Annotated in this window: 18 protein-coding genes and 1 tRNA gene; 4 read left to right on the top strand and 15 right to left on the bottom strand. The window is 28.8% G+C overall.

The window, feature by feature from the left end; translation table 11 throughout:
* Positions 1 to 9: 9 nt before the first annotated feature.
* From BLV71_RS08780 to BLV71_RS08795, 4 genes are all read right to left on the bottom strand, one after another.
* A complete protein-coding gene (locus BLV71_RS08780; RefSeq protein ID WP_093870185.1) occupies positions 10 to 2,400 on the bottom strand; it encodes a GAF domain-containing protein in 2,391 nt (796 codons plus the stop codon).
* A gap of 146 nt (positions 2,401 to 2,546) precedes the next feature.
* Complete coding sequence (locus tag BLV71_RS08785; RefSeq protein ID WP_093870186.1) at positions 2,547 to 5,321, bottom strand: outer membrane beta-barrel protein; 2,775 nt, start codon at positions 5,319 to 5,321, stop codon at positions 2,547 to 2,549.
* A 76-nt stretch (positions 5,322 to 5,397) separates the two neighbouring features.
* On the bottom strand, positions 5,398 to 6,705 hold the full coding sequence (gene der, locus BLV71_RS08790; RefSeq protein ID WP_093870187.1) for a ribosome biogenesis GTPase Der: 1,308 nt from the start codon (positions 6,703 to 6,705) through the stop codon (positions 5,398 to 5,400).
* Positions 6,706 to 6,785: 80 nt separating this feature from the next.
* On the bottom strand, positions 6,786 to 8,303 hold the full coding sequence (locus BLV71_RS08795) for a choice-of-anchor I family protein (RefSeq protein ID WP_093870188.1): 1,518 nt from the start codon (positions 8,301 to 8,303) through the stop codon (positions 6,786 to 6,788).
* A 129-nt stretch (positions 8,304 to 8,432) separates the two neighbouring features.
* Between BLV71_RS08795 and BLV71_RS08800 the strand changes: the two genes are divergently transcribed.
* The gene (locus BLV71_RS08800) at positions 8,433 to 8,939 is read left to right on the top strand and encodes a hypothetical protein (protein WP_093870189.1); all 507 of its coding nucleotides are present in this window, start codon (positions 8,433 to 8,435) and stop codon (positions 8,937 to 8,939) included.
* A gap of 2 nt (positions 8,940 to 8,941) precedes the next feature.
* On the opposite strand, the gene era is transcribed toward BLV71_RS08800, so the two are convergent.
* Complete coding sequence (gene era, locus BLV71_RS08805) at positions 8,942 to 9,823, bottom strand: GTPase Era (protein WP_093870190.1); 882 nt, start codon at positions 9,821 to 9,823, stop codon at positions 8,942 to 8,944.
* 139 nt (positions 9,824 to 9,962) lie between these two features.
* Between era and BLV71_RS08810 the strand changes: the two genes are divergently transcribed.
* A tRNA-Met gene (locus BLV71_RS08810) sits at positions 9,963 to 10,035 on the top strand.
* A gap of 97 nt (positions 10,036 to 10,132) precedes the next feature.
* Here BLV71_RS08810 and BLV71_RS08815 read toward each other — a convergent pair.
* The 9 genes from BLV71_RS08815 to BLV71_RS08855 form a co-directional block, all read right to left on the bottom strand.
* On the bottom strand, positions 10,133 to 10,546 hold the full coding sequence (locus BLV71_RS08815; protein ID WP_093870191.1) for a VOC family protein: 414 nt from the start codon (positions 10,544 to 10,546) through the stop codon (positions 10,133 to 10,135).
* 2 nt (positions 10,547 to 10,548) lie between these two features.
* Positions 10,549 to 10,815 (bottom strand): hypothetical protein, encoded by a 267-nt coding sequence (locus BLV71_RS08820; RefSeq protein ID WP_093870192.1) that lies wholly within the window; start codon positions 10,813 to 10,815, stop codon positions 10,549 to 10,551.
* A gap of 11 nt (positions 10,816 to 10,826) precedes the next feature.
* Entirely contained in the window at positions 10,827 to 11,090 is a 264-nt protein-coding gene (locus BLV71_RS08825) for a hypothetical protein (protein WP_093870193.1), read from the bottom strand.
* Positions 11,091 to 11,094: 4 nt separating this feature from the next.
* On the bottom strand, positions 11,095 to 12,072 hold the full coding sequence (locus BLV71_RS08830; RefSeq protein ID WP_093871994.1) for a deoxyhypusine synthase family protein: 978 nt from the start codon (positions 12,070 to 12,072) through the stop codon (positions 11,095 to 11,097).
* A complete protein-coding gene (speB, locus tag BLV71_RS08835) occupies positions 12,062 to 12,997 on the bottom strand; it encodes an agmatinase (RefSeq protein ID WP_093870194.1) in 936 nt (311 codons plus the stop codon). The genes BLV71_RS08830 and speB overlap by 11 nt, the downstream gene beginning before the upstream one ends.
* Positions 12,987 to 14,384 carry an arginine decarboxylase gene (locus BLV71_RS08840; RefSeq protein WP_093870195.1) on the bottom strand — a complete coding sequence of 466 codons (1,398 nt, stop codon included), beginning with the start codon at positions 14,382 to 14,384 and terminating at the stop codon, positions 12,987 to 12,989. The genes speB and BLV71_RS08840 overlap by 11 nt, the downstream gene beginning before the upstream one ends.
* A 566-nt stretch (positions 14,385 to 14,950) precedes the next feature.
* Complete coding sequence (locus BLV71_RS08845) at positions 14,951 to 15,712, bottom strand: LytR/AlgR family response regulator transcription factor (protein ID WP_093870196.1); 762 nt, start codon at positions 15,710 to 15,712, stop codon at positions 14,951 to 14,953.
* Between the two features lie 4 nt (positions 15,713 to 15,716).
* Positions 15,717 to 16,766, bottom strand: coding sequence for a sensor histidine kinase (locus BLV71_RS08850; protein ID WP_093870197.1), 1,050 nt, complete (start codon positions 16,764 to 16,766; stop codon positions 15,717 to 15,719).
* Positions 16,767 to 19,169: a TonB-dependent receptor gene (locus BLV71_RS08855; protein WP_093870198.1), complete on the bottom strand. Its 2,403-nt coding sequence runs from the start codon at positions 19,167 to 19,169 to the stop codon at positions 16,767 to 16,769.
* A gap of 480 nt (positions 19,170 to 19,649) precedes the next feature.
* Between BLV71_RS08855 and BLV71_RS08860 the strand changes: the two genes are divergently transcribed.
* Positions 19,650 to 20,411, top strand: a complete 762-nt coding sequence (locus tag BLV71_RS08860; protein WP_093870199.1) for a ThiF family adenylyltransferase — start codon at positions 19,650 to 19,652, stop codon at positions 20,409 to 20,411.
* 3 nt (positions 20,412 to 20,414) lie between these two features.
* On the opposite strand, the gene BLV71_RS08865 is transcribed toward BLV71_RS08860, so the two are convergent.
* On the bottom strand, positions 20,415 to 21,173 hold the full coding sequence (locus BLV71_RS08865; protein WP_093870200.1) for a response regulator transcription factor: 759 nt from the start codon (positions 21,171 to 21,173) through the stop codon (positions 20,415 to 20,417).
* Between the two features lie 227 nt (positions 21,174 to 21,400).
* Here BLV71_RS08865 and BLV71_RS08870 point away from each other — a divergent pair, with 227 nt between their 5' ends.
* Complete coding sequence (locus BLV71_RS08870; RefSeq protein WP_143032770.1) at positions 21,401 to 22,054, top strand: hypothetical protein; 654 nt, start codon at positions 21,401 to 21,403, stop codon at positions 22,052 to 22,054.
* Positions 22,055 to 22,587 lie beyond the last annotated feature (533 nt).

Here is a 22,587-nt window from a genome sequence, read left to right on the forward strand (position 1 = left end):
CACTAAATACTATTGCTTGAAATCGTGTAAAAGTTGGTCTATAGTTATTGTTTTGTCTGATGTAAAATCATTTTGATAAATTACTTCAACTCGTAAAGCTTTTAAACCAGAAACCCCTTGAAGGTCTTCTAATTCTAATTTTTCTATGCTCCCAAGCTGATTTTTTGACTGCAAATATTTTATGTATTTAAGATATTCTCTAGCATCTTTATCTTGTGAATAAACAATAGCTATTTTACCAGGTACAGTTAATCTGTCATTGGTGTTTTTTATATGTGCTTTGTCTATTCGTTTTTTTATTATTTCATAACGAATATTATAAGCTCCATCAACATCAAATTGTTTTTCATCCATTCTAAACTTTATAGCTAAAGAATTACTGTGAACTAAAATTAATGAAGCAACTTCTAAATCATGTGTTAATGTTTTTCTAGTAGTGTTAGCAAGGTTCTCCATTTCACACATGGTTTGTAATTGCCATAAACGAAGGTTATAGAGGTACAGTTCATCAAACTTTTTTTGTCTTGTTAACGATTGCCCAATGTACATGTTGTACTCAACACCATCAGTTTTATAGCGTTCAAAATAATGAGGAAACATTTCTTGAGCTTCCTCTTGCTTAGTGTCAATAAACTTTGCTAGCTTGTCATTAAGCTTTGTAACGCTTTGTTCATAGGCTTTACGTTTGTCATAAACTACATGTAAATTTGCATCTAAGCTGTTAGTATATGTTTTTACAAGCTCTGTGAGTTCAAGATTAATTTCTTTTACATGGTTAAAAACTGGATAAATATCCTTCTTAAGAAAATCTAAAATGCCTATTTCGTCACCGGCTTTTAGTCCCTTTTTTACTTCGTGTAAATATTCTTTAACTCTAAATGTTAGTTCATTATATATCGGTAGATTTTCGGCTTTACAAGCTTCATTTAAAACATTAATTGCCAATGTTAATTGAGTTGTTAAATCGTCTTTAATAGCCGTGTTTCTAGCTATAGAAGATCCTTTAACATCTATTTGACCATATAATGGATATACATTTTCAAAAACAATTTGTTCAATTTTTGCTTCTTCTTGCTTTGAAAATAAAGCGTTTTGATATTTTTCAGCTGCTTCATAAAATCGCCATTTTACCGAAGGGTGAATAGAAGTATAATGTTCTTGGATAGTAGCTTCTAAGGTGTTTAAAAACTCTTCAGAATTTCTTTCTGCTGCAGCTTTAAAAACTGGAATTATATCTTTTAACTTTTGTTTATTTACTGAGTTTAATTCATAAGGTCTTGGTGAAGCTATTTCAAGTAAAACAAGATCTCTGTTGGTAGATGTTTTTATAGGAATTAATATAATGCTTCCTATATTTTTTTCTTTTAGTTTTTGGTAAAAATCATTTTCACCTGAATTTATTCCATATTGTTCAATATCAGAAAGTACTACTTCTTCATTTTTATTGAAAATTTTAGAAATTATATGATCACAGAAAAAATCATTACAGGTAATTATTGTTCCATTTTCAATTAAAATACTTTCAGAAATTTTTACTCTTGGAGGTTCTACTTCAATATTACTAACATCATATACAGAAAAGCCTACTTTTAAATCTTTAATAGTGTAAAACTCACTTAAATTTTTCTGTAGTTTCTCAACTATACTACCGTCATCTTTTTGAAGTAAATTGGTTCTAATAGCACTTAGTGTTTCATCGGCTGTAACATCAAAAAGATTCATAATCCCAAACCCTTTAAATATATATGAGTTTGGTGGAAATTTTTCTCTCCAAATATCAATATTATTAAAATTATCTAATAATAATTTGATGTCTTCTTTCGTGATTTCTGGAGCATTTTTAGATGGAGAAATATCCATAAAATCTCCATTGAAAGCAACACGATAATGCTTAGTTACTCCTTGTTTTTTATCTGGTATATCAAAAAAGAAAGGTCTTTTTAAATCTACAGGATAATTATATACTGTTCCTAAAATAAGTGTACAAGCATAAATGTACATTACATCATCTTCAAAATTCCGAACTTTTAATTCGTAGTCATCACCCGCATTTTCTAGTATATTTTTAAAACGTTCAGTGTATTTAAAAGTGGTAAAAGAAAAAGGAATAGTGGCTACTTTAATTTCATTATTTGATAATATTTCAGGGAATAAGGCATCTAATAGATGGTTGATTGTGTTTTCATGTTTTTTTAATAATGAAAAATCTGAAAAACCATTGATAAGTTCAGGAGCTTTTTCAATTTCACGGATCATTACTTTAGCAGATTCATGGAAAGGATGTTGCTTAGATGCTTTATCTGCATACTTTTGAAATATTTCAAAAACTCTTTTAAAACTAATGTTTAGTTGTAAAGGGAGTTCTATGTTTTGAATATCCGTAATACTTTTAATTTCCATGTTGGGTGAATTTCTTTTTGCAAATTTACAAAATACTAATGGTATAGTCGTTTTTTGATAAGTGAGCTTGCATTGTAAAGGAATTTGTGTGAATAAAAAAAGCCATTATAGGATATAATGGCTTTTTATTGAGTTTTTAAGGCTGATTAAAAATGACTTCCGTAGTCTCGAATTTTTCCTTTCTTACCTAAACTATTAAATTTCCAGCTAAACCCTAACATAAAATATTGTTGAAGTACAGTACTTTCAGAATCTTGAATATAGTTAGATGTTGATGTTCTTCTGGCATTATTATTCTGTTTTAATAAATCATAAGCTTTTAAAGTGATTGTTCCTTTATCTTTCATTACAGAATAAGCTAAGGTAGAGTTCCAAAACCAAGCAGAGTTGTTAAATCCTACTACATTGGGGTTGTAACTATATCGTATATCATTTCTCCACTCTAATTTTTTAGGGAAGTTTGTTTTCGTTCTAATATTTAAATTGTGTCTTGTAAAGTTTAAGTTGTTAAAATTATCAATATCAAAAGTTGTATTTGATAACGATACTGAATATCTAGGCTCAATACTTATAATTTTATTCCATTCAAACGTAAAACCAATATTAGGAGATATTGATGTTGTTGTTGATTTATATTGTATATCATTAAAGAAGTTAATGCTTCTATTTCCGTTAATATTAGTTCCAATTCTTAGTTTTATAGTGGTAATAGAATCTAGTTTTACTTGTTTACTGTAGCTACCGCCACCCCAAAAGTTGTATCCGCCATTTACATTTTCATAAGTTGTAGTTCTAACAAAGTTAGCATCAATACTACTCTTAGAAACTACTTGGTTATTTACTAAATCACCTCCAGCATAGATAAACATTCCTGTTCTTTTTTGCCAATTGTATTTGTTGAAGTTAAGATATACTCTATGTCTTTTAATTGGTTTTAAAGAAGGGTTACCAGTTATTATATTTAGTGGATTACTAACATTTTTAAAAGGTTGCAATTGAGTTATAGAAGGAGCATCATTTTCTAAATTATAATCGAAGTATATTGATGCTTTTGAATCAAAACGATACCTAAATGTACTTCTAAGTTTTAAAGCATTAAAATCTTTCTTTAAGTTTAAATTAGGTCTTAACTGATCATTGTTTTTTAGAGTTCTATTAACATATCCAGCTTCAATGTCAAAACGCCACTTTTTAACTTTATAAGCAATACCTAAAGAAGGGGTTTTGGTAATGTCGTCTGATTTAAAGTTTGAGCTTAAATCTGTATTGAAATCGGTATACTGATTTAAAGAACTATTAAAGTCAAAAGTATTATTTACATTTTCACGTTCATTTTTTCTATAACGATATTCGAAATCTAAAAATAGTTTTTTAGAAATTATTGCATAGCGATAGCTTACACTTGTTCTGAAACTATTTAAATTATTTTTAATATCACTAAATTGATTTCTGTTTTCTACAGAAGGTGAAGTTCCAAAAATTTCTGTTTTAGAAATATTGTAATTTTCAGTATTAGCTTTATCAATTTGATTGGTAATAGAAGCTTTAATAAAAGAACCTTTACTATTTAATCGTTTAGTAATATCAATATCATTTTCAAAATTATTGGCACTTGATTTAGATCTAGAGTTGATAAAAGATTTATTGGTTAATGTTTTGTCTTTATCAAAAGATTCTTGAAGATTGTTATAAGTTCCCTCTCTATCATTTTTTATAAACCTAGGGGCAACATTGATTAAAAATGTTGAGTCGATTTCTATATCAAATTCAGCATCTATACTATGATTATCATTTTCATCAAAAGTAGAAGAGTTTGAGTTAGAAAAATAACGACTACCATCAGGTAAAATATTTTCTCTATTTCTTTTAGAGTCATTGTTAGAAGAACTACCAGAATAAAAATAGTTTAAATTAACATCTAAACCTTTTTTATAAGTATCTGCATAAGTAACTCCTGCAGTTTTAGATTTAATAATTCCTTGGCCGCCTCCAAAACGTCTTCCGTTTACACTGAAAGATCCATTACTACTGAACCATGTGTTACCTCCTCCAAACATTTTTTGAATTTCACCAAAACTAAATCCAGGAGAATTAATATTATTGGTACTAGCTAATACACTAATTCTTCTATCATTATTAAAACGATTAACCATTGTGGCACCTTCATAGCGTTTATCAGTTCCTGCACCTGCTGAAATTCTTCCAAACCATCCTTTGTTATTTTCCTTTTTTATTGTAAGGTTTATTGTTTTATTATTAGCATCTCCTTTACCACCACTAAAAGCATCAGATTTAGATTTAGTATCTGTAATTTGAACTTTTTCAATAATTTCTTTTGTTAAATTTTTAGTTGTAATTGAGGGGTCGTTACCAAAAAAAGGTTTTCCATTTACCAAAATCTTATTAACAGGTTTTCCATTTACAGTAATTTTACCTGCTTCATCTACTTCAACACCTGGAAGTTTTTTTAATAAATCTTCAACATTTGCATCTTTCTTTGTTTTAAAAGACTTTACATTAAACTCTAAAGTATCTTTTTTAACAGTAATAGGCGCTCTTGATTTTATTACAACCTCACTAAGAAGAGTGCCTTCTTCATCTAGAGATATGTTACCAAGATTATATAATGATTTTTTGTCAAGAGAAATTAATTTCGAGTAATTTTTCATTCCAACAAAAGACACAAAAAGTTTAAGGTTTTTATGAAATGATTTTCCTTCTAAAGAGAAAAAACCTTTGTCGTCAGATATTGTATAAGAAACAACTGAGCTATCTTTTATTTTTTCTAAGTGAATTGTCGCAGCTTCAATAGCTGTTTTTTCTTTTTCTGTTTGAATTTTCCCTGTTATTTTAAAGGGGTATGATTGTGCAAAAAAATGGGTGCTAAATAAAAATATAAAAGCATATAGTAGTTTTTTCATAGTTTTTGTACATATAAATTTCAATGCACAAAAGACGAGAAAAAACTACTAACGTTTCATTAAAAAAATGTTAAACTTATTTCTGTCTAAAATAGATACTTATAGGAACACCTGTATAGTTATAATGTTCACGTAATTGATTTTCTATATAACGTCTATATGGATCTCTAATATATTGAGGTAAATTAGCAAAGAAGGCAAATTGGGGAGTATGCGTAGGTAACTGCATACAGTATTTAATTTTGATATATTTACCTTTAGTTGCTGGTGGTGGATTATGTTGTATAATTTCTAGCATAGTTTCATTTAACTTACTAGTTTGAATACGACGTTTTCTGTTTTCAAATACTTCAACAGCAGTTTCAATAGCTTTGAATATACGTTGTTTTGTAAGTACAGAAGTAAATACAATTGGTACATCAGTAAAAGGAGCTATTTTTTTACGTATCTGCGCTTCAAAATCACGCATAGTATTGGTTTGTTTTTCAACTAAATCCCATTTATTAACTAGAATAACAACTCCTTTTCTGTTTTTCTCAGCTAACCAAAATATTTTTTCATCTTGACCTTCAAAATCTCTTGTTGCATCAATTACTAGAACAGCAACATCACAATGTTCAATTGCTCTTACAGCTCTCATTACGGAATAGAACTCTAAATCTTCTTTAACTTTTGATTTTTTTCTAATTCCAGCTGTATCTACTAAATTGAATTCAAAACCAAATCTATTATATTTTGTATCTATAGAATCTCTAGTTGTACCAGCAATATTGGTAACAATGTTTCTGTCTTCTCCAATTAAAGCATTGATAAAAGATGATTTTCCAGCATTAGGTCTTCCAACTATAGCAAAACGAGGTAGTTCACTTTCTTCTTCTTCTTGATCTGGTTCAGGAATAGCCTCAACTACAGCATCTAATAATTCTCCAGTACCACTACCATTTATAGAAGATATAGTATAATAATCACCTAATCCAAGATTGTAAAACTCTACAGCATCAGCATCTCTCATGGCGTTATCTACCTTGTTTACAGCCATAAAAAGAGGCTTTTTAACTTGGCGTAATATTTTAGCTACAGCATCATCCATAGGAGTAATTCCTTGCTCTACATCTACCACAAATACTATAATATCAGCTTCATCAATAGCTAATTGTACCTGTTTTCTAATTTCACCTTCAAAGATATCATCTGACCCAACTACATATCCTCCTGTATCAATTACAGAAAATTCTTTACCGTTCCATTCTGATTTTCCATAGTGCCTGTCTCTTGTAACACCACTTACAGAATCAACTATTGCTTCTCTACGTTGAACTAAACGGTTAAATAAGGTAGATTTACCTACGTTTGGTCTTCCTACTATTGCTATAATATTACTCATTTTGCAAAGGTAGTGTTTCTATAAAACAAAACAACTATTGATTGCTCACCAATAGTTGTTTAGTTGCATTTTTTTTAGTTTTATTTTAAATTTTCATAAATACTAACAGTTCCACTATCTTCATTAGATACAATAAGTAAATCTTTACTATTAGGGCTATCCTTTGAAGGAATAGCTAATAATCCTTCTGGAGCTTCATCACCATTATGAGATAGAATAGTTAAAAATATTGGAGCAGCAGGATTAGAAATATCATATACTAATACTTGGTCAGTTCTTTCAAGGCCAACAAATAGAATATAACGTTGATTAGCTATATTTAAAACTTCTACGCTTTCAGGTTCGGCACCTTTATCGTCACTTCTTTTATCGTCATCATTAAATTTATCAGAAGTAGTTGCTAGTAGTTCTTTAGCAATTGTATTTCCACTGTCGTAAATTAAATTTCCATTTTCAGACCAAATACTAAAAGAGCGTGCACCATAAGAATATAATTTATCATAATCTCCGTCATTATCTGTATCGCCTATATCTAAAGCAATTTTTAATCTTCCTAAATTAGCTTCATTTTGATAATCATTTACAGAAGGAAAAACAGTTGGGTCTAATTTTATTTTTTTAATTCTTTCTTCATTAACAAATCCAGGAGTTCCATCATACTCTCTAGCGTCACCTTCATTTGCTGAGATAACATAACCAACTCCTTTTATAGTAACATGAGTTATAGCATCAGGTTGATACATTCCGTAAACTGGTACTTGTCGTAATTCTTTTTTACCGTCTTTATTACTTGGGTCAATTGAGTTTTTAGCTATGCTATAGTCTTTAAAACCTAAAGGATAAATAGTTTCTATTGTTTTTGTAATCAAATTTATTTTGGCAATTCCGTTGTTTTCTTGAAGTGAAACCCAAGCAGTTTTTGAATCATCTGAAATAGTTATGTATTCTGGTTCAACATCTTTAGCTAAAGTAGCATTGGGGCCAAATACTCTAAAACCTTTACTTTCTAATTCAGCCTCTTGAGAGTTAAACGAAGAAAAATCAAGAGTAGTTATTTGTTTGTTTTCAATAGAAATAATGCTAACACTTCCTAAAGGGTCATTAGTATAGTCTTTATTAGGTTCACCTTCGTTTGCGCAAACAATCATTTTCCCATCTTTAGAAAAAGTGACCATGTCAGGTAATGCCCCTACAGTAAAAGAAGCTTCTAATGATTGATCATCTGTATTGTAAAGCGCAATTTTCCCATTACTTTGTTTATTGTTATTTTCAATAGCTACAGCTAATTTACCATTGTATATACTAACGCTATTAGGTGATCCACTTGTTATTGTTATTGGTGTTTTTTTTACAGGTGTATTTAAATTTGTTATGTCATAAATTGAGATTTCTTTTTTTTCAACATTTACAATAAATATTTTTTTAGTTTTCGCATCATAAGCAGTTATTTTTGAAGCACCTTCACCGCCTACTTTAATTGTTGTTTTATGTTTAAAATTCACATTAGTGTTTTCAAGGGCAGGAGCTGGAGAGTCATCATTACAACTTGCAATGAATAAAAAAGATAATGCAATAATACTTTGTGCTAAATTTTTCATGGTTTTTATATTTCAGGCAAAGCTGTAAGTTCTTTTTTAACTAAAAGTTAGTGTAAGTGTAAGTATTTGTTATGATTAGTTAATAATTGTTTTAAAATTGTAAATTTGATAAAATCAATTAGCTAGGTAATGGATAATACATTATACAATCAAATTTTTTTAAAGCCAAGGTTTCAAATAGATTTTGAAATGAAAGCCGATTTATTACTTGAAAAAATAAAAACTAACATAGACGAAAACCAGAAGTTTAAAATGAAGGTTGTTGATAATCATATTATAGTTGATGTGCCTGAGAAAGAAAACCATTATTGGTCACCGCAATTACAAATAGAAATTGAAGAGTTAACTGAATATACAAGTAAAATTAAAGGTTTGTTTGGTCCTAAGCCCCAGGTTTGGACATTGTTTATGTTTATACACTTTGGTGTTGCTACTGCATTTTTAATTTTTGCTGTAGTTGCATATAGTAATTGGTCTTTAAAAAAAAGTGGATTTTTTCCTATAGTAATGCTTGTAGTTTTACCTTTACTATGGATTGTACTATATGCCATAGGAAGTATAGGTAAATCAACTGGGAAAAAGCAGATGGATGAACTTAAAGAATTTACTAAGCAGATTTTAAAAAATATTAAATAAAGTTAATCTTTATATCCAAAACGTTTTAATTGTTTATCATTAGAACGCCAGTTTTTGTTAACTTTTACATATAAATCAAGAAAAACTTTTTTATCAAAAAAACGCTGTAAATCTTTACGAGCTTCTGTACCAACTCGTTTAATTGCACTTCCTTTATGACCAATTATAATACCTTTTTGGGTATCACGTTCAACCATAATTACTGAGCGAATTTTTATAATATCTTCTTCTTCAGTAAAACTTTCTGTTTCTATTTCAACAGAATATGGAATTTCTTTTTTATAATGTTGTAGTATTTTTTCTCTAATTTTTTCATTAACAAAAAAACGTTCAGGTTTGTCTGTTAATTGATCTTTAGGATAAAAAGCTGGGCCTTCAGGTAAAAGTTCTATGATTTTTTGAAAAACATTTTCAACATTGAATTTTTCAAGAGCAGATATTATATAAACAAATGAATTTGGAACTTTATTTTTCCAGTAGTTAATTTTATCTTCTACTTCCTCTTGACTAGATTTATCTATTTTATTTAACAATAAAATTACCGGTATTTTACTGTGAATTATTTTATTGAAAAAAGCTTCGTTTTTTAGCTCTTTTTCTCCCATTTCTACCATGTATATGAGCACATCAGCATCTTCAAAAGCTGCTTTTACGAAATCCATCATAGATTCTTGTAGCTCATAAGCTGGTTTTATAATACCAGGTGTATCAGAAAAAACAACTTGATAATTATCATTATTCACAATTCCTAAAATACGATGTCTAGTAGTTTGTGCTTTAGAAGTAATTATAGAAAGTTTTTCACCAACGAAGGCGTTCATTAAAGTTGATTTACCAACGTTTGGATTACCAATAATATTTACAAATCCTGCTTTGTGTACCATGAGGCAAAGATACATGGTTTTTAAAAATAAAAAGGATTTTTAATGGTCTGTAATTGTAGTGGTTATGTTTTTTGCGAATAAAAAGATGCTTTTTATTTGTTTATAAAGATAAAAAAGACGTATATTTGCAACCGCAAATCGCGGGATAGAGCAGTAGGTAGCTCGTCGGGCTCATAACCCGAAGGTCACTGGTTCGAGTCCAGTTCCCGCTACTAGTAATGACAAGGCTTCACATTTCTGTGAAGCCTTTTTTTATGTTTCATATAAAACAAAATGTATTATATTATTCGTTACTCTTTCTGCTTAGAATTAAGATTTAAATATTGATGATTTCTCTTTAAAACTTTTAAACTCTATCATATAGCTATTTGGGTCTTTTACAAAAAAGGACAAGTGTTCACCAACATTTCCTTTCATAAAGGTTGTTTCAATTGTTACTCCTATATCCATTTGTAATAGTTTCCCATAAAGTTTACCAAATTCATCGATATCTAATATAATTCCGAAATGGAATGAAGGTAAAATATGTTCTTCTAATCTATAATTTTTAAATTCAAAATTAAATTCACCTGACTTGGTAAAAGTAATTTGATTTCCAAATAAATTAATATCTAACCAAGAGTTAGTATTCCTTCCTAATTCTACATTAAAAACTTTTGTATAAAAAGTCTTAGTAGTTGCCACATCTTTACAAGGTAATGATAAATGAAAGTTTGCACTCATAATTATATAATTTCTAAGTTATCTAATCTTAAAACTACAAAATCTTCGTCATCAAGATCTTCAGTTAATACAGAATAAGTAATATTAAATTTTTTTCCTTGAAACTTACCTGATTTTAAATTGTACTTTTCTATCACATCTTTTTTTATTTCTTCAAAAACAATTTCTTCTCCATTTTCTAAAAGAAAACTATAATACCCAAATTGAAAAGTTATAAAAGTACCTGTTTCGTCTATTTTTTCTTCACTTGAATAATAATTATACTTCATAGCTAGATTGGTTAAAAGTTATCATCTAAAAAATTTTCTTCATCAAAAGAGTTCTCATCTTCTATATAATCATCCATTGTTTCTTCTAACTTTCTACTAATTTTTACTAAATAAATAGTATCATTAGTTCTAACTTCAACAGCATTTATTGTTTTTCCTTCTGCATTTTGAAAGAAAATAATATCGCTGTATTCGTAACCATCAGGATATTTTTCAACTAATAAGTTTAATATATCTGTGGTTAATTTGTTGTAGTCTACAATTATTCTTTTCATAATTTTACATATTTAATAAATAAGCAAAAATTAACGGTGCAACTATAGTGGCATCACTTTCTATAATATATTTTGGCGTATCAATGTCTAGTTTTCCCCAAGTGATTTTCTCATTTGGAACGGCTCCTGAATATGAACCATAGCTAGTTGTAGAATCTGATATTTGACAGAAGTAACTCCAGAACGGAGTATCTTCTCTTTCCATATCTTGATACAGCATTGGAACTACACAGATAGGAAAATCTCCTGCAATTCCTCCACCAATTTGAAAGAAACCGATTCCATTATTTGAATTATCTGTATACCAATCAGCCAAAAAAGTCATATATTCAATACCAGACTTCATGGTTGAGGCTTTTAAATCACCTTTAAGCACATAAGAGGCAAAAATATTTCCCATTGTTGAATCTTCCCAACCAGGAACTACCATTGGTAAGTTTTTTTGTGCTGCTGCATACATCCAAGAATCTTTAATATCTATCTCATAGTATTCTTCTAAAACACCAGATAATAATAACTTGTACATAAATTCATGTGGAAAATAGCTTTCATCATTTTCCTCTGCTTCTTTCCATATTTTAAAAATATGTTTCTGTAAACGTCTAAAAGCTTCATCTTCTGGAATACAAGTATCTGTTACTCTATTCAAACCTTTCAAGAGTAAATCCCATTCGTCTTGCGGTGTTAAATCACGATAATTAGGAACACGTTTATAATGTGAATGTGCCACTAAATTCATAATATCTTCCTCTAAATTAGCTCCTGTACATGAAATAATGTGTACTTTGTCTTGACGAATTATCTCTGAAAATATTTTCCCTATTTCAGCTGTACTCATTGCTCCAGCTAATGACACTAGCATTTTAGAACCTTGTTCTAATTGTTCTTCATATCCTTTTGCTGCATCTACTAATGCCGCAGCATTAAAGTGCAAAAAATACTTTTCTATAAAGTCTGATATTGGATGTCTATTAGTATTCATCATTATCTCTAAATTTTGAAAGTTTATTAAATGGTGAGTCATTATTTTCATCTTCTTCATAATCATCATCTTTTAAAGAAAATTTATAGCTTAACATTTTATAATACAATTTAGCAGCTAAAAAATCAGATGATTTTTCTGATGGATTAGGACATAGCTCTACAATATCAAATCCAACTACATTTTTAGCTTTAAATACTTTTTGTAAAAACTCTAAAGTTTCATACCAAAACAATCCTCCTGGTTCTGGAGTTCCAGTACTTGGCATTATAGAAGGATCTAAAGCATCTAAATCAAAAGTGATAAAAACATTCCCTGTTAATTGATCAATTACATCATCCATCCAGTATTCGTTCGTAGCCATTTCATGAGCAAAAAACACTTTATCCTTGTTCATTACTCGGGTTTCTGAAACATCCATACTACGAATACCTACTTGTACCAAATTAGTATTCTGATTGGCTTCATATACAGCACAAGCATGATTGCAAGAAGAACCATTATATTCTTTTCTTAAATCTGCGTGTGCATCTATGTGTAATACTGTTAGGTTGTTGTAGCATTCATTAAAAGCTTTAATACTTCCTATTGAAATTGAATGTTCTCCTCCAAATAGTGTTACAAATTTATTCTTGTTAATAAACCTTTTAGTTACTTCATGTACAGCCTCTACCATAGCTTCTGGCGAGCTATTTTCTGTTACAGCGTCAGCTAAATAAATTCCTTCTTTGTAGACTTCACTATTTGTTTCTATATCATAAAGTTCCATGTTTTCTGATGCTTTTAAAAATGCTTCTGCTCCTTTATCAGCACCTTTTTGCCATGTACTTGTTCCGTCAAAAGGCACAGGAATTAATACTACTTTTGAAGTTTCTAATTTTGAGTATTCTTCTGCAATTCCTGCATAAGTTCTATTAGTTTTCATATCCTAAAATTGAAAGAAATTCTTTACTTGTTTGTTGTTCTTTAAATAATTGTGTTTTTATATTTCCGTTCTCGTCTTCTTGAATTAAAACATGTTTTGGATGTGGAATTAAACAATGCTGTAATCCACCAAATCCACCAATGGTTTCTTGATAAGCTCCTGAATTGAAAAAGCCAATGTATAATGGTTTCTCTTTTTCATAAACGGGTAAATAAATGGCATTTATATGTTGTTCTGAATTATAATAATCATCACTATCACAAGTTAACCCGCCCAATAAAACACGCTCGTATTGTCTATTCCATTTATTAACTGGAAGCATAATAAAGCGTTTATTAATCGCCCAAGAATCAGGTAGTGTAGTAATGAAAGATGAGTTTATCATATTCCATTTTTCTCGATCGTTTTGTTTTTTTTGATATAGTACTTCATAAATAGCTCCTCCAGCTTCTCCTACGGTAAAGCTTCCGAATTCGGTAAAAATATCTGGGACATTAACTCCAGCCTCATCACAAGTTGTTTTTACCTGGGTTATTATTTCTTCAACCATATACTCGTAATCGTAATTAAAAGCTAATGAGTTTTTGATTGGAAACCCGCCTCCAATATTTAAACTATCTAATGTTGGACAAACTTTCTTTAAATCGATATAAACTTTTAAACACTTCAGTAGTTCGTTCCAATAATATGCATTATCCTTTATACCTGTATTGATAAAAAAATGAAGCATTTTTAATTTTACTTGCGGATTGTTAGCTATTTCTCTTTCGTAAAAAGACACAATGTTTTTATAACCAATACCTAAACGACTTGTATAAAATTCAAATTTAGGTTCTTCTTCTGAAGCAATACGAATTCCTACCTTAAATTGATTATTAGTCTTATCTAACAATAAATTCAACTCTTCAAAATTATCAATAATGGGAATACAATTTTTATGCCCGCCATCTATTAAATTAACAATGTTCTCTATGTAAGTATCACGTTTAAAACCGTTACATAATACATAAGCATTATCATTTAACTTTCCTTTTTTCTTTAAAGATTTGATAATATCAATATCAAATGCTGAAGAAGTTTCTATATGTATATCGTTTTTTAAAGCTTCTTCAAGGATATATTTAAAGTGTGAGCTTTTAGTGCAGTATGAGTAATGGTATTTGCCATTGTAATCTAATTTAGATATAGCGTTATTAAACCACTTTTGGGCTCTTTTAATGTTTTTGGAAATTTTTGGTAAATACGTAAATTTTAATGGTGTTCCGTATTGTTTAATTAATTCCATTAAATCTATTCCATGAAAGAATAAGTTTCCATTATGGGTGTGAAATTCCTCTTGAGGAAAATCAAATGTTTGTTCTATTAAATCTTTGTATTTAGTATTCATTTTATTTCAATAAAAATTATAGAATACAACCTTTTAATCACCTTGTGATTTGGTTGGATATAACTTAAATTGAAATAAGACTAAACTCTAAGGTCTAGAAAAACACCTCTTAGTCTGAGGTTTTGGAGTATACTTAATTGTAATAAAGTAGAAGAAACCTTAATTTTTTCGCTGTGTTTCCAAAACACTAAGCAACTTTCCATCTTCCTATTCAAGTTGCCTACGAAACGTGCTAAACGTAACATTTTATTAATCCATAGGTAAATCAAATATAAAGTTTTTTTTAACATAAAAAACTTCTTTTTTGTTGATTAATAATTTTAATACAGCACACATAAAAATAAATTATATCAATTGTTTTTATTGGATTTAATTGCGTATTCTGTTATATAAGCAAATAGTTTTATATTCACAACCTGAAGGTCACTGGTTCGAGTCTAATTCCCGTTACTAGCCAAGATTCATCACCATATTTTGTTGATGGGTTTTTTATTTTCTTTTTAAGACATGTCAAAAAAAAATAATAGACTATGACTTATAGCTAGTAGTTGATAAGTGAAGCTGTTTTAATCATTTCCCATCCAATCTAAAAACTGAATAACTTTTACTCTACTTATGAGGATGTCATCATCTACAGGTAATTTCAGTTTAAGTTTAAGGCGACTGTTGAAAAATTTAGAGGCTTTTTCTACAGCATCGATATTGATAATATACTTGCGAGATACTCGAAAGAACATTTTGGGATTAAGTTTTACTTCTATTTCATTAAGAGAAGGGTCTAATAGAAACTTGTCTTTTTTATAAGTTACTAAATAAGTGTATTTAGCATCAGAAAAGAAATAAGCAATTTCACTAGTATGAACATACCGAAAAACATCACCGATTTTAATAGTAAATCGATCTTTATATTCTTTTTGAGGAGATTGAAGTAGTACTTGTAGTTCTTGCATCGAAATAGTCTGCTTCTTCTGAATTAACATTTCGTGTTTTTGAAGAGCCCCTTTCAGGTTCTTTTGATCAACAGGTTTTAACAAATAATCAATACTGTTTAGTTTAAAAGCTTGTATCGCATATTCATGATATGCAGTTAGGAATATAATAGGAGCTTTAGGTGTTATGTCTGAAAAAATTTGAAAACATTGTCCATCCGCAAGTTCTATGTCCATAAATATGAGATCACACCCATTTTCATTAGTAGTAAACCAATCTATGCTATCTGAAACTGATTTTAAACAAGCAACAATATTAATTTCTGTACCAGTTTGATGGAGCATTTCTATTAATTCTCGTTGCGCTAATACTTCGTCTTCTATAATAAGAATATTCATTATTTTATAAAAAGGGTAAAATTACTTTAAAATCGTTTGGGGTTACTATAACATTAATCTCTTGATTAAATTTAGCGTATTGCATACGGATATTTTTTAACCCAATACCCCAAGACGCCTCACTTTTCTTGTGCTGAATAATATTATGTACTGTAATTGAATTAGCGTCAGAGATTATATTAATTTTTAGTGGTTTACTATCTGTAATACTATTATGTTTTACAGCATTTTCAATTAAAATTTGTAATGCCATTGGAATTATTTTTTTTGTAAGATGGACATCTTTTATTTGAACAGAGATTTGTAAATTAGATTCAAAACGTGTTTTTAATAAGAAAATATAATCTTTCAAAAAATTAATCTCTTCTTCTAAAGTAATCAATTCTTTATTGTGTTGTTCTAATACGTGTCTATATACATTGGATAATTTCCTTGTAAATTCTTTCGCTTTATTACCATCAAAGCTTACCAATGCTGAGAGTGTGTTTAAACTATTAAATAAAAAGTGAGGATTAAGTTGATTTTTTAATATTTCATATTGAAAATGAGAATTTTCTTTTTTTAACCATGCATTATCCAAGGCCGTTTCATAATGTCTAGTATATTGAAAATAAAATTCCATTGTAAGGATTAATAAAATATTAATAATAACACCAATTATAGAGCTGTAGAATATTTTTTTAAAAGGAATGATTTCTTGACCTTTATATAGATAGATAATAAGATTGATGAGTATTACCCAAACTATAATTATAATTATTCCTAAAAAAAATTCGATAAAGAAGCGTTTTATCATGCTGCTATAATTATTCCATGAAAAATGGATGTCTAATTTTTGAATTAACCGATAATCTAAATAACATATAAATAAAAGATTAGGGAAGTTGATTAAAAATTTTGATAGTAAGTTTTTGAAACTAAATAAGGCTTCATTGTTTTGTAGCCAGTAAGAAAAATCAATAATTACTTGAAAAGTAATGGCGTAAAATGCTAGAAGGAGAATTAATTTCCAATTAAAAAAACGATTCGTGTACTGTAGATTAGGTAATTTCAATTAAAATTCGATTTTATAATAAAAATTAGGAAGAAGAAATAAAACATCATTATCAACTACTTTGTTAGTGAAAAAATTATATTCATATCCTTGATTTTGTGTTGCTAATGTAGCATTTTGAAAATCCAATCCCCAAGTGGTTGTGCTTTTCTTTTTATTAATTTTATAAGTAACTCCAAAATTAACCCATAATTCTGGGTCGTTCTGTAGGCTATATAATCGGTCGTGATCTAGAACAACTTTTTGTTTTGCAGTACTTTGAGCTTCTAAAAACGGAGTATTACGTTGACCGCCCAAATAAGTTGTATTAAAATTGAAGCCAAGTGTTCTTTTTTTATAGTTGGCTATATCTTTACTATTACTAATAGTAAATTCTTTACCAGCAGTTAGAGTAGCTGAGTAACTTCTATTAAATAAAGAGTTTCTTTCAATACCATCACCACCAACATAATTTGAGTTGAAGAAAGATGCTGTTAGTAAATAATAATAGTTGTTACTAAAATACTTTTCTAAAGTAATATCAACTCCAATGTTTTTACCAGTACCATCATTATTCAAGGCTCTGTCAAGTTTCCAAAGCTGGGTGTAGTTAGCGGTAGAGTATGAGCTATCTATAGCAACAGGTACATCATGTAATTTTTGGTAATAACCTTCTACATTAAGATGTAAACTGTTGTTTATTTTCAAATCAACACTTGCAACATAATGATTTGCTTTTGATTTTTTAATATGTTTATTATTTCTGATTGCTCCATTTTTATCTAAATGCTTAAAATAATAGACTTTTAAATCTTCTCTACGACTATGTGAACCATAGCCTAACCCAAATTTAAGCTTTGGTGAGGCTTTCCATTGTATACCTGCTCGGGGTTCAATAGTAGTTTCTTTATTTACACTAAAGTGTGAAATATTAACACCAAGTTGTGCACTAAATTTTGGCGAAATTTGAAAATCTGTTTGTGTATAAGTTTGAAAGTAATAACTGTTTTCTTTAGTGTTTAGGTATTCTTTTAATGGTTCTTTAGAATTATCAACTTGACGTGCGGTTGCTTTTAGACTAAGATAATCAGCAGTAATTCCAGTAGAAGTATGTATACGTTTAGAAAATTTATTAGATAAGTTTGTGGTAAGAGTGTATTTAATTTCACGATTTTCTAGATTACTATAAGGTGTTAATGTTCCTGTATTTAAAAATTCTGAATCTGGTTCGAACCATTCTGTTTTAGATTTGTAGCCACTAGTTGTTATACCGATAGAACTATTTAAAAAAGATTTTTTATTTAATTGTATTTTATGATTTACACCAATTGCCATCATATCAAAATCAATATCGTCTTGTTTAAAATCTCTTTCAGTTTCTCTACGCTTTATTTCACCATCTTTTTTATCTACTTTGTATTTTTTATAAGGAGTAAATATGGAGCTTATTCCAGCCATACCCCACATGGAAAAGTTTCCACTGTTTTCGGTTGGGATATATAATTTAAATGAAAGGTCTTGGTAGTCTGGAGAAACACCTCTTACGAGTCTTCCATAATAGCCGATAAAGCCATGACGATAATTTACAAGATAGCTGGAGTTAGATCCTTTTTTTAGAGGACCTTCTATTGCTAAATCAACTCCTAGAATTCCTAATTGCCCTGTATATTTGGTTTCATCATTATTTCCTTTTCTAAAATTGATATCAAATACACCAGAAGTAACATTACCATAAGCAGCAGGGAAAGCACCAGTTATAAAGTCTGATGTACCTAATACATTAGGGCTAAAAATAGTAACAAGACCAGCACCAGCAAGATTACCGCCACCAAAGTGTGAGGCGCCAGGTACTTCTATGCCTTCAATTCGCCATAATACATTGGTAGGAGAATTTCCACGAATTACGACTCCATTATCTTGAGCGGATCCAAAAGTAGCTCCAGCAAAATTGTAAGCAACTCTGGCAGGATCACCTAATCCACCTGCGAAGCGGGTAGCCTCTTCTATGGAAAAAGAGCGAGCACTAACTTTTGCTGATTTGTTTAAAGGGCGCTTCGCATTTATAGGGGTAATTAGAACTTCATTAAGATTTTCTAGAGATTCTTCCATTTCTACAATAATTGTATATGCTCTTGCCGATGTAATAAGTGCTCCTCTAGTAATTATAGGTTGATAGCCTATAAAAGAAACTTTAATGTCTTGTCTTCCTATAGGAACATTATTGAGTTCAAATTCTCCATTTATATTTGTTATAACTCCTAACAAAGGTTTTGTGTTTGGTATGGTAATAGTTGCGCCTATAAGTGGCTGTTTAGATGTAGCATCTATAACTTTTCCAGAGATTTTCTGAGTAAGTTCCTGGGATATAGATAAGTAAGTGTTCAGTATGGTAATTATAAAAAATAATAAAACTCTTAAAAACATAATTAAGTATTTGATTTAAATAAAGGGATAAAAGTATAGAGAACGCATAGGTTGAATATTGTTAATTCTGATGAGCTTTAGAATAAGATGGATAAACTCTTTTGTTTCGTTAATGAAATGATTTAGAGTGTTTAAAAAAATGTTAATTTTTTATTAGTATAGAAGGTAGAGTAGTCAGGAATATCAATAAATAAAAAATAAACTCGTCTAGTGTTACTTGAGAGGAAGTAGTAAATTAATGAAATATATGAATTTTGAATAAAGAGAAAGCGGTTTTAAGAGCATTGAATTTGGTTTTAAAACGTTTTTTTAAAAATTCTTTAAATCAATATCTTGGATGTTTTTTTATAAAAAAAGAAATTATTTAATAATAGTTTGAAGTAAGAAATCTAATATAAAAGAGTTAAAATTTAAAAACTACCCTTTTGTGTAAATTACATTATCTAGATTGCTTTACTTTTGATGTAATAAAACATAACAATGGAAGATAGATATATAAGGAATAGAATATACCTGACTGAAGAAGAACAAAAAATAATAAAAGATTTTCCAATACTGCTTGCAGGTGGAGGAATAGGAAGTGTTATAGCAGAATGTGCATTACGTTTTGGTTTTGAGACAATTACTATTATTGATGGAGATCAAGTTGAGAAATCTAATTTAAATCGTCAAAATTATACAGAGGCTGATATTACTGATAATAAGGTGGATGCATTAGAGAAGCGTTTATTATCTATTAATAAAAATGCAAAAATCAAATGTGTAGATTTTTTTTTAACTGTTGAAAATGTTAAAGAGCATATAGAAGGTCATAAAGCAGCAATTAATGCTTTAGATTTTTCTTCACCAGTTCCTTTGATTTTTGATACAACTTGCCAAAAGTTAAATATTCCAGTTTTGCATCCATATAATATTGGTTGGGGTAGTTTGGTTACAGTTATAACAAAAGATGGATTATCATTAGATACCTTGTCTAAACCTGATCAAGATTTTAATGAAGTTGTTATGGTAGAGTATGCTTCAAGTTATTTGAAATTTTGGGGTAATCCTCAATTATGGATTGATGATGTTATAGAAAAATATAGGAAAGAAGAAGGTACATTATCTCCCCCACAACTATCAATAGCATCGTGGTCAGTAGCAGCAATGTGCACACATTTACTTTATAATATTGCAACAGGGAAAAAATTTAAAAAATTCCCAGAATTTTATTTATCAAAGGTAATAGATGATGCTTTATAGTAATTAAATTAATTTATTATTTGTAGCTGAAGAAATAGCTTCTGAAATATTAGCTACTTCTAATTTTGTAAATAATTTTCTTCTATGAAATTTAACTGTATCGGGAGAAACAAAAATAGCATCTGCTATTTCACCAATAGTGTATCCTCTTATAGAGAATTGTAAAACTTCTTTTTCTCGATCAGTTAATTTTATTTTATCCATTGTCTTCCAGAAGTTACCTTCTAGATCATATTTAAGTACTTTATTATCTCCTTTCTTATAGATCTTAATATTTCCAGATTGTTTTTCAGATGATAAAGAAATGATACAGATGGCTTTCCAAATTTTTCCAGATTGTGTTAAATATACTGGAGTTAGTTTTTGATTTATTAAAATAGTTTTTCCATCCGGGTTCTTTAAATGAAAATCATAACTAATAGTATGGTATATACGTTGCTCAACTGGTATGTTTTCAAAAAAATCAAAACCAATAGTATTGATTTTTAATAATAAGTCTAAATCATCTTTAATAACATATTTAAAATAAAAAGCATAGCCCATTTCTTGAACTTCAGCTGCTGTGTGTCCGCATAAAAATAATGGATTTTCAGAAACATATTCAAATCCTTTTTTTTCATAATCGATAACATAAATACTCTTATATGTAGTTCTTGCGAAAGCTTTAATTGCTTCTACATAGTTCATATTTTGTCTTATTTCATTCTCAGAAATTTCATTGACAGTGTTACGAGATGTAAAAAAGTCATTTTCATTTGGCATAGTAGTATTTTTTTTGGAACCTAAAAATAGTGTTTTTTTTTAACATTTAAAAAGAAGCCAAACTATACTGTTTTTTGGTTGTTTTATTTACCCTATAAATGATGTTTTTAAAAAAAAATGAAAAACTACCCTTAAAGGTAGTTTTTTGTTATATATCTGATAACTAAACTTTTGTGTAGCGTGTTGGGATGCTGGTTGTAATAATTTTAGCTAAAACAAAAACCACTATGCTAGTTCAAAACCAACAACCAAAAGTAAGTCAAAATGAATTCTTAAACATGTCTAAATTTATCGTAACAGAGAATTTTAAGCATCATACAGACAATAACTCTTCAACAAATTACAAGAATGAAATTAGTTCAGTGTATGAAGAAGAAGTTAGTTATTCAAACAATTCAAAAATATTTGTAATTAAAGAAAATAGCGAAAGTATACTAGGAACTATAAGAGTTTTAAAATGGGATTATATTAGTATGCTTCCAATACAAAAAATGTTTGGAATAAATCCATTAATGTGTACTAATGGGAATTCTATAAATGAGATATGGCATATTGGAAGATTTGCTATAAAACAAGGAGTACGTGATATTAATTTGTTAAAAAAATTAATGGTTTGTGCTATTATGCCTGTTTGTATGCATAAAGACAATATTGCTTTTGCTGAATGTGATGCTAAGTTGCTACGAGTTATGTCACTTATGGGAATTGAAACTAAAATAGTGGGAGAGTCAATTAATTATTTAGGATCTGAAACAATTCCAGTAAGTATGTCTTATGACGGATTAATTAATTTTTATCAAGAGAATAAGCATTTGATTGGTGAATCAAAAGATTTTAATGAATTACCAAAAGTCAATGTTTTATTTAATGACGTAGTATAAAGTTATTAAGTTTATTATATTAAGTGTTACTTAATATTTGGTGATATAAAAAGTGATAAACATATTACCATTAAAGAATTTAAGTAATGAAAATTTTCAAAGGAGTTTTACAAGTGTGTTAGATGGGTTTTATATTTCTAATTAATACTTTGAGAACTATAAGTAGCTTTTAAGAATTTTGACAAAACATAGAATTCCATTTTTTTAATGATTTAAGTGTTTTGTATTGAAATCCCGTTACTTTTTTTGAATCTTAAGGATGTTCAATTTTTAATCTCACTACCTAAAAGTATAGTAATTAAGGTGTAATAATGTAACTACCTTATGGTGTAGCATAAAAGCTACATAAGTACTTTAACTTTGGATAAAGAATAAGTAAAAGTCAAGTTCATTGAATTGTTAATAGTTAAAGTGTTCTTTTAATAGGGGTATTAAAAGAGTTTGTTTAAAAATACTTTAAACTTAGGTTAACAAAACAATGTTTGTAGTCAGTACTAAATTGTATTGATTAAAAAGATTACTCTAATTTTTTA

Origin of the sequence: Tenacibaculum sp. MAR_2010_89 (genome assembly GCF_900105985.1) — a bacterium.
GTDB lineage: Bacteria > Bacteroidota > Bacteroidia > Flavobacteriales > Flavobacteriaceae > Polaribacter > Polaribacter halocynthiae.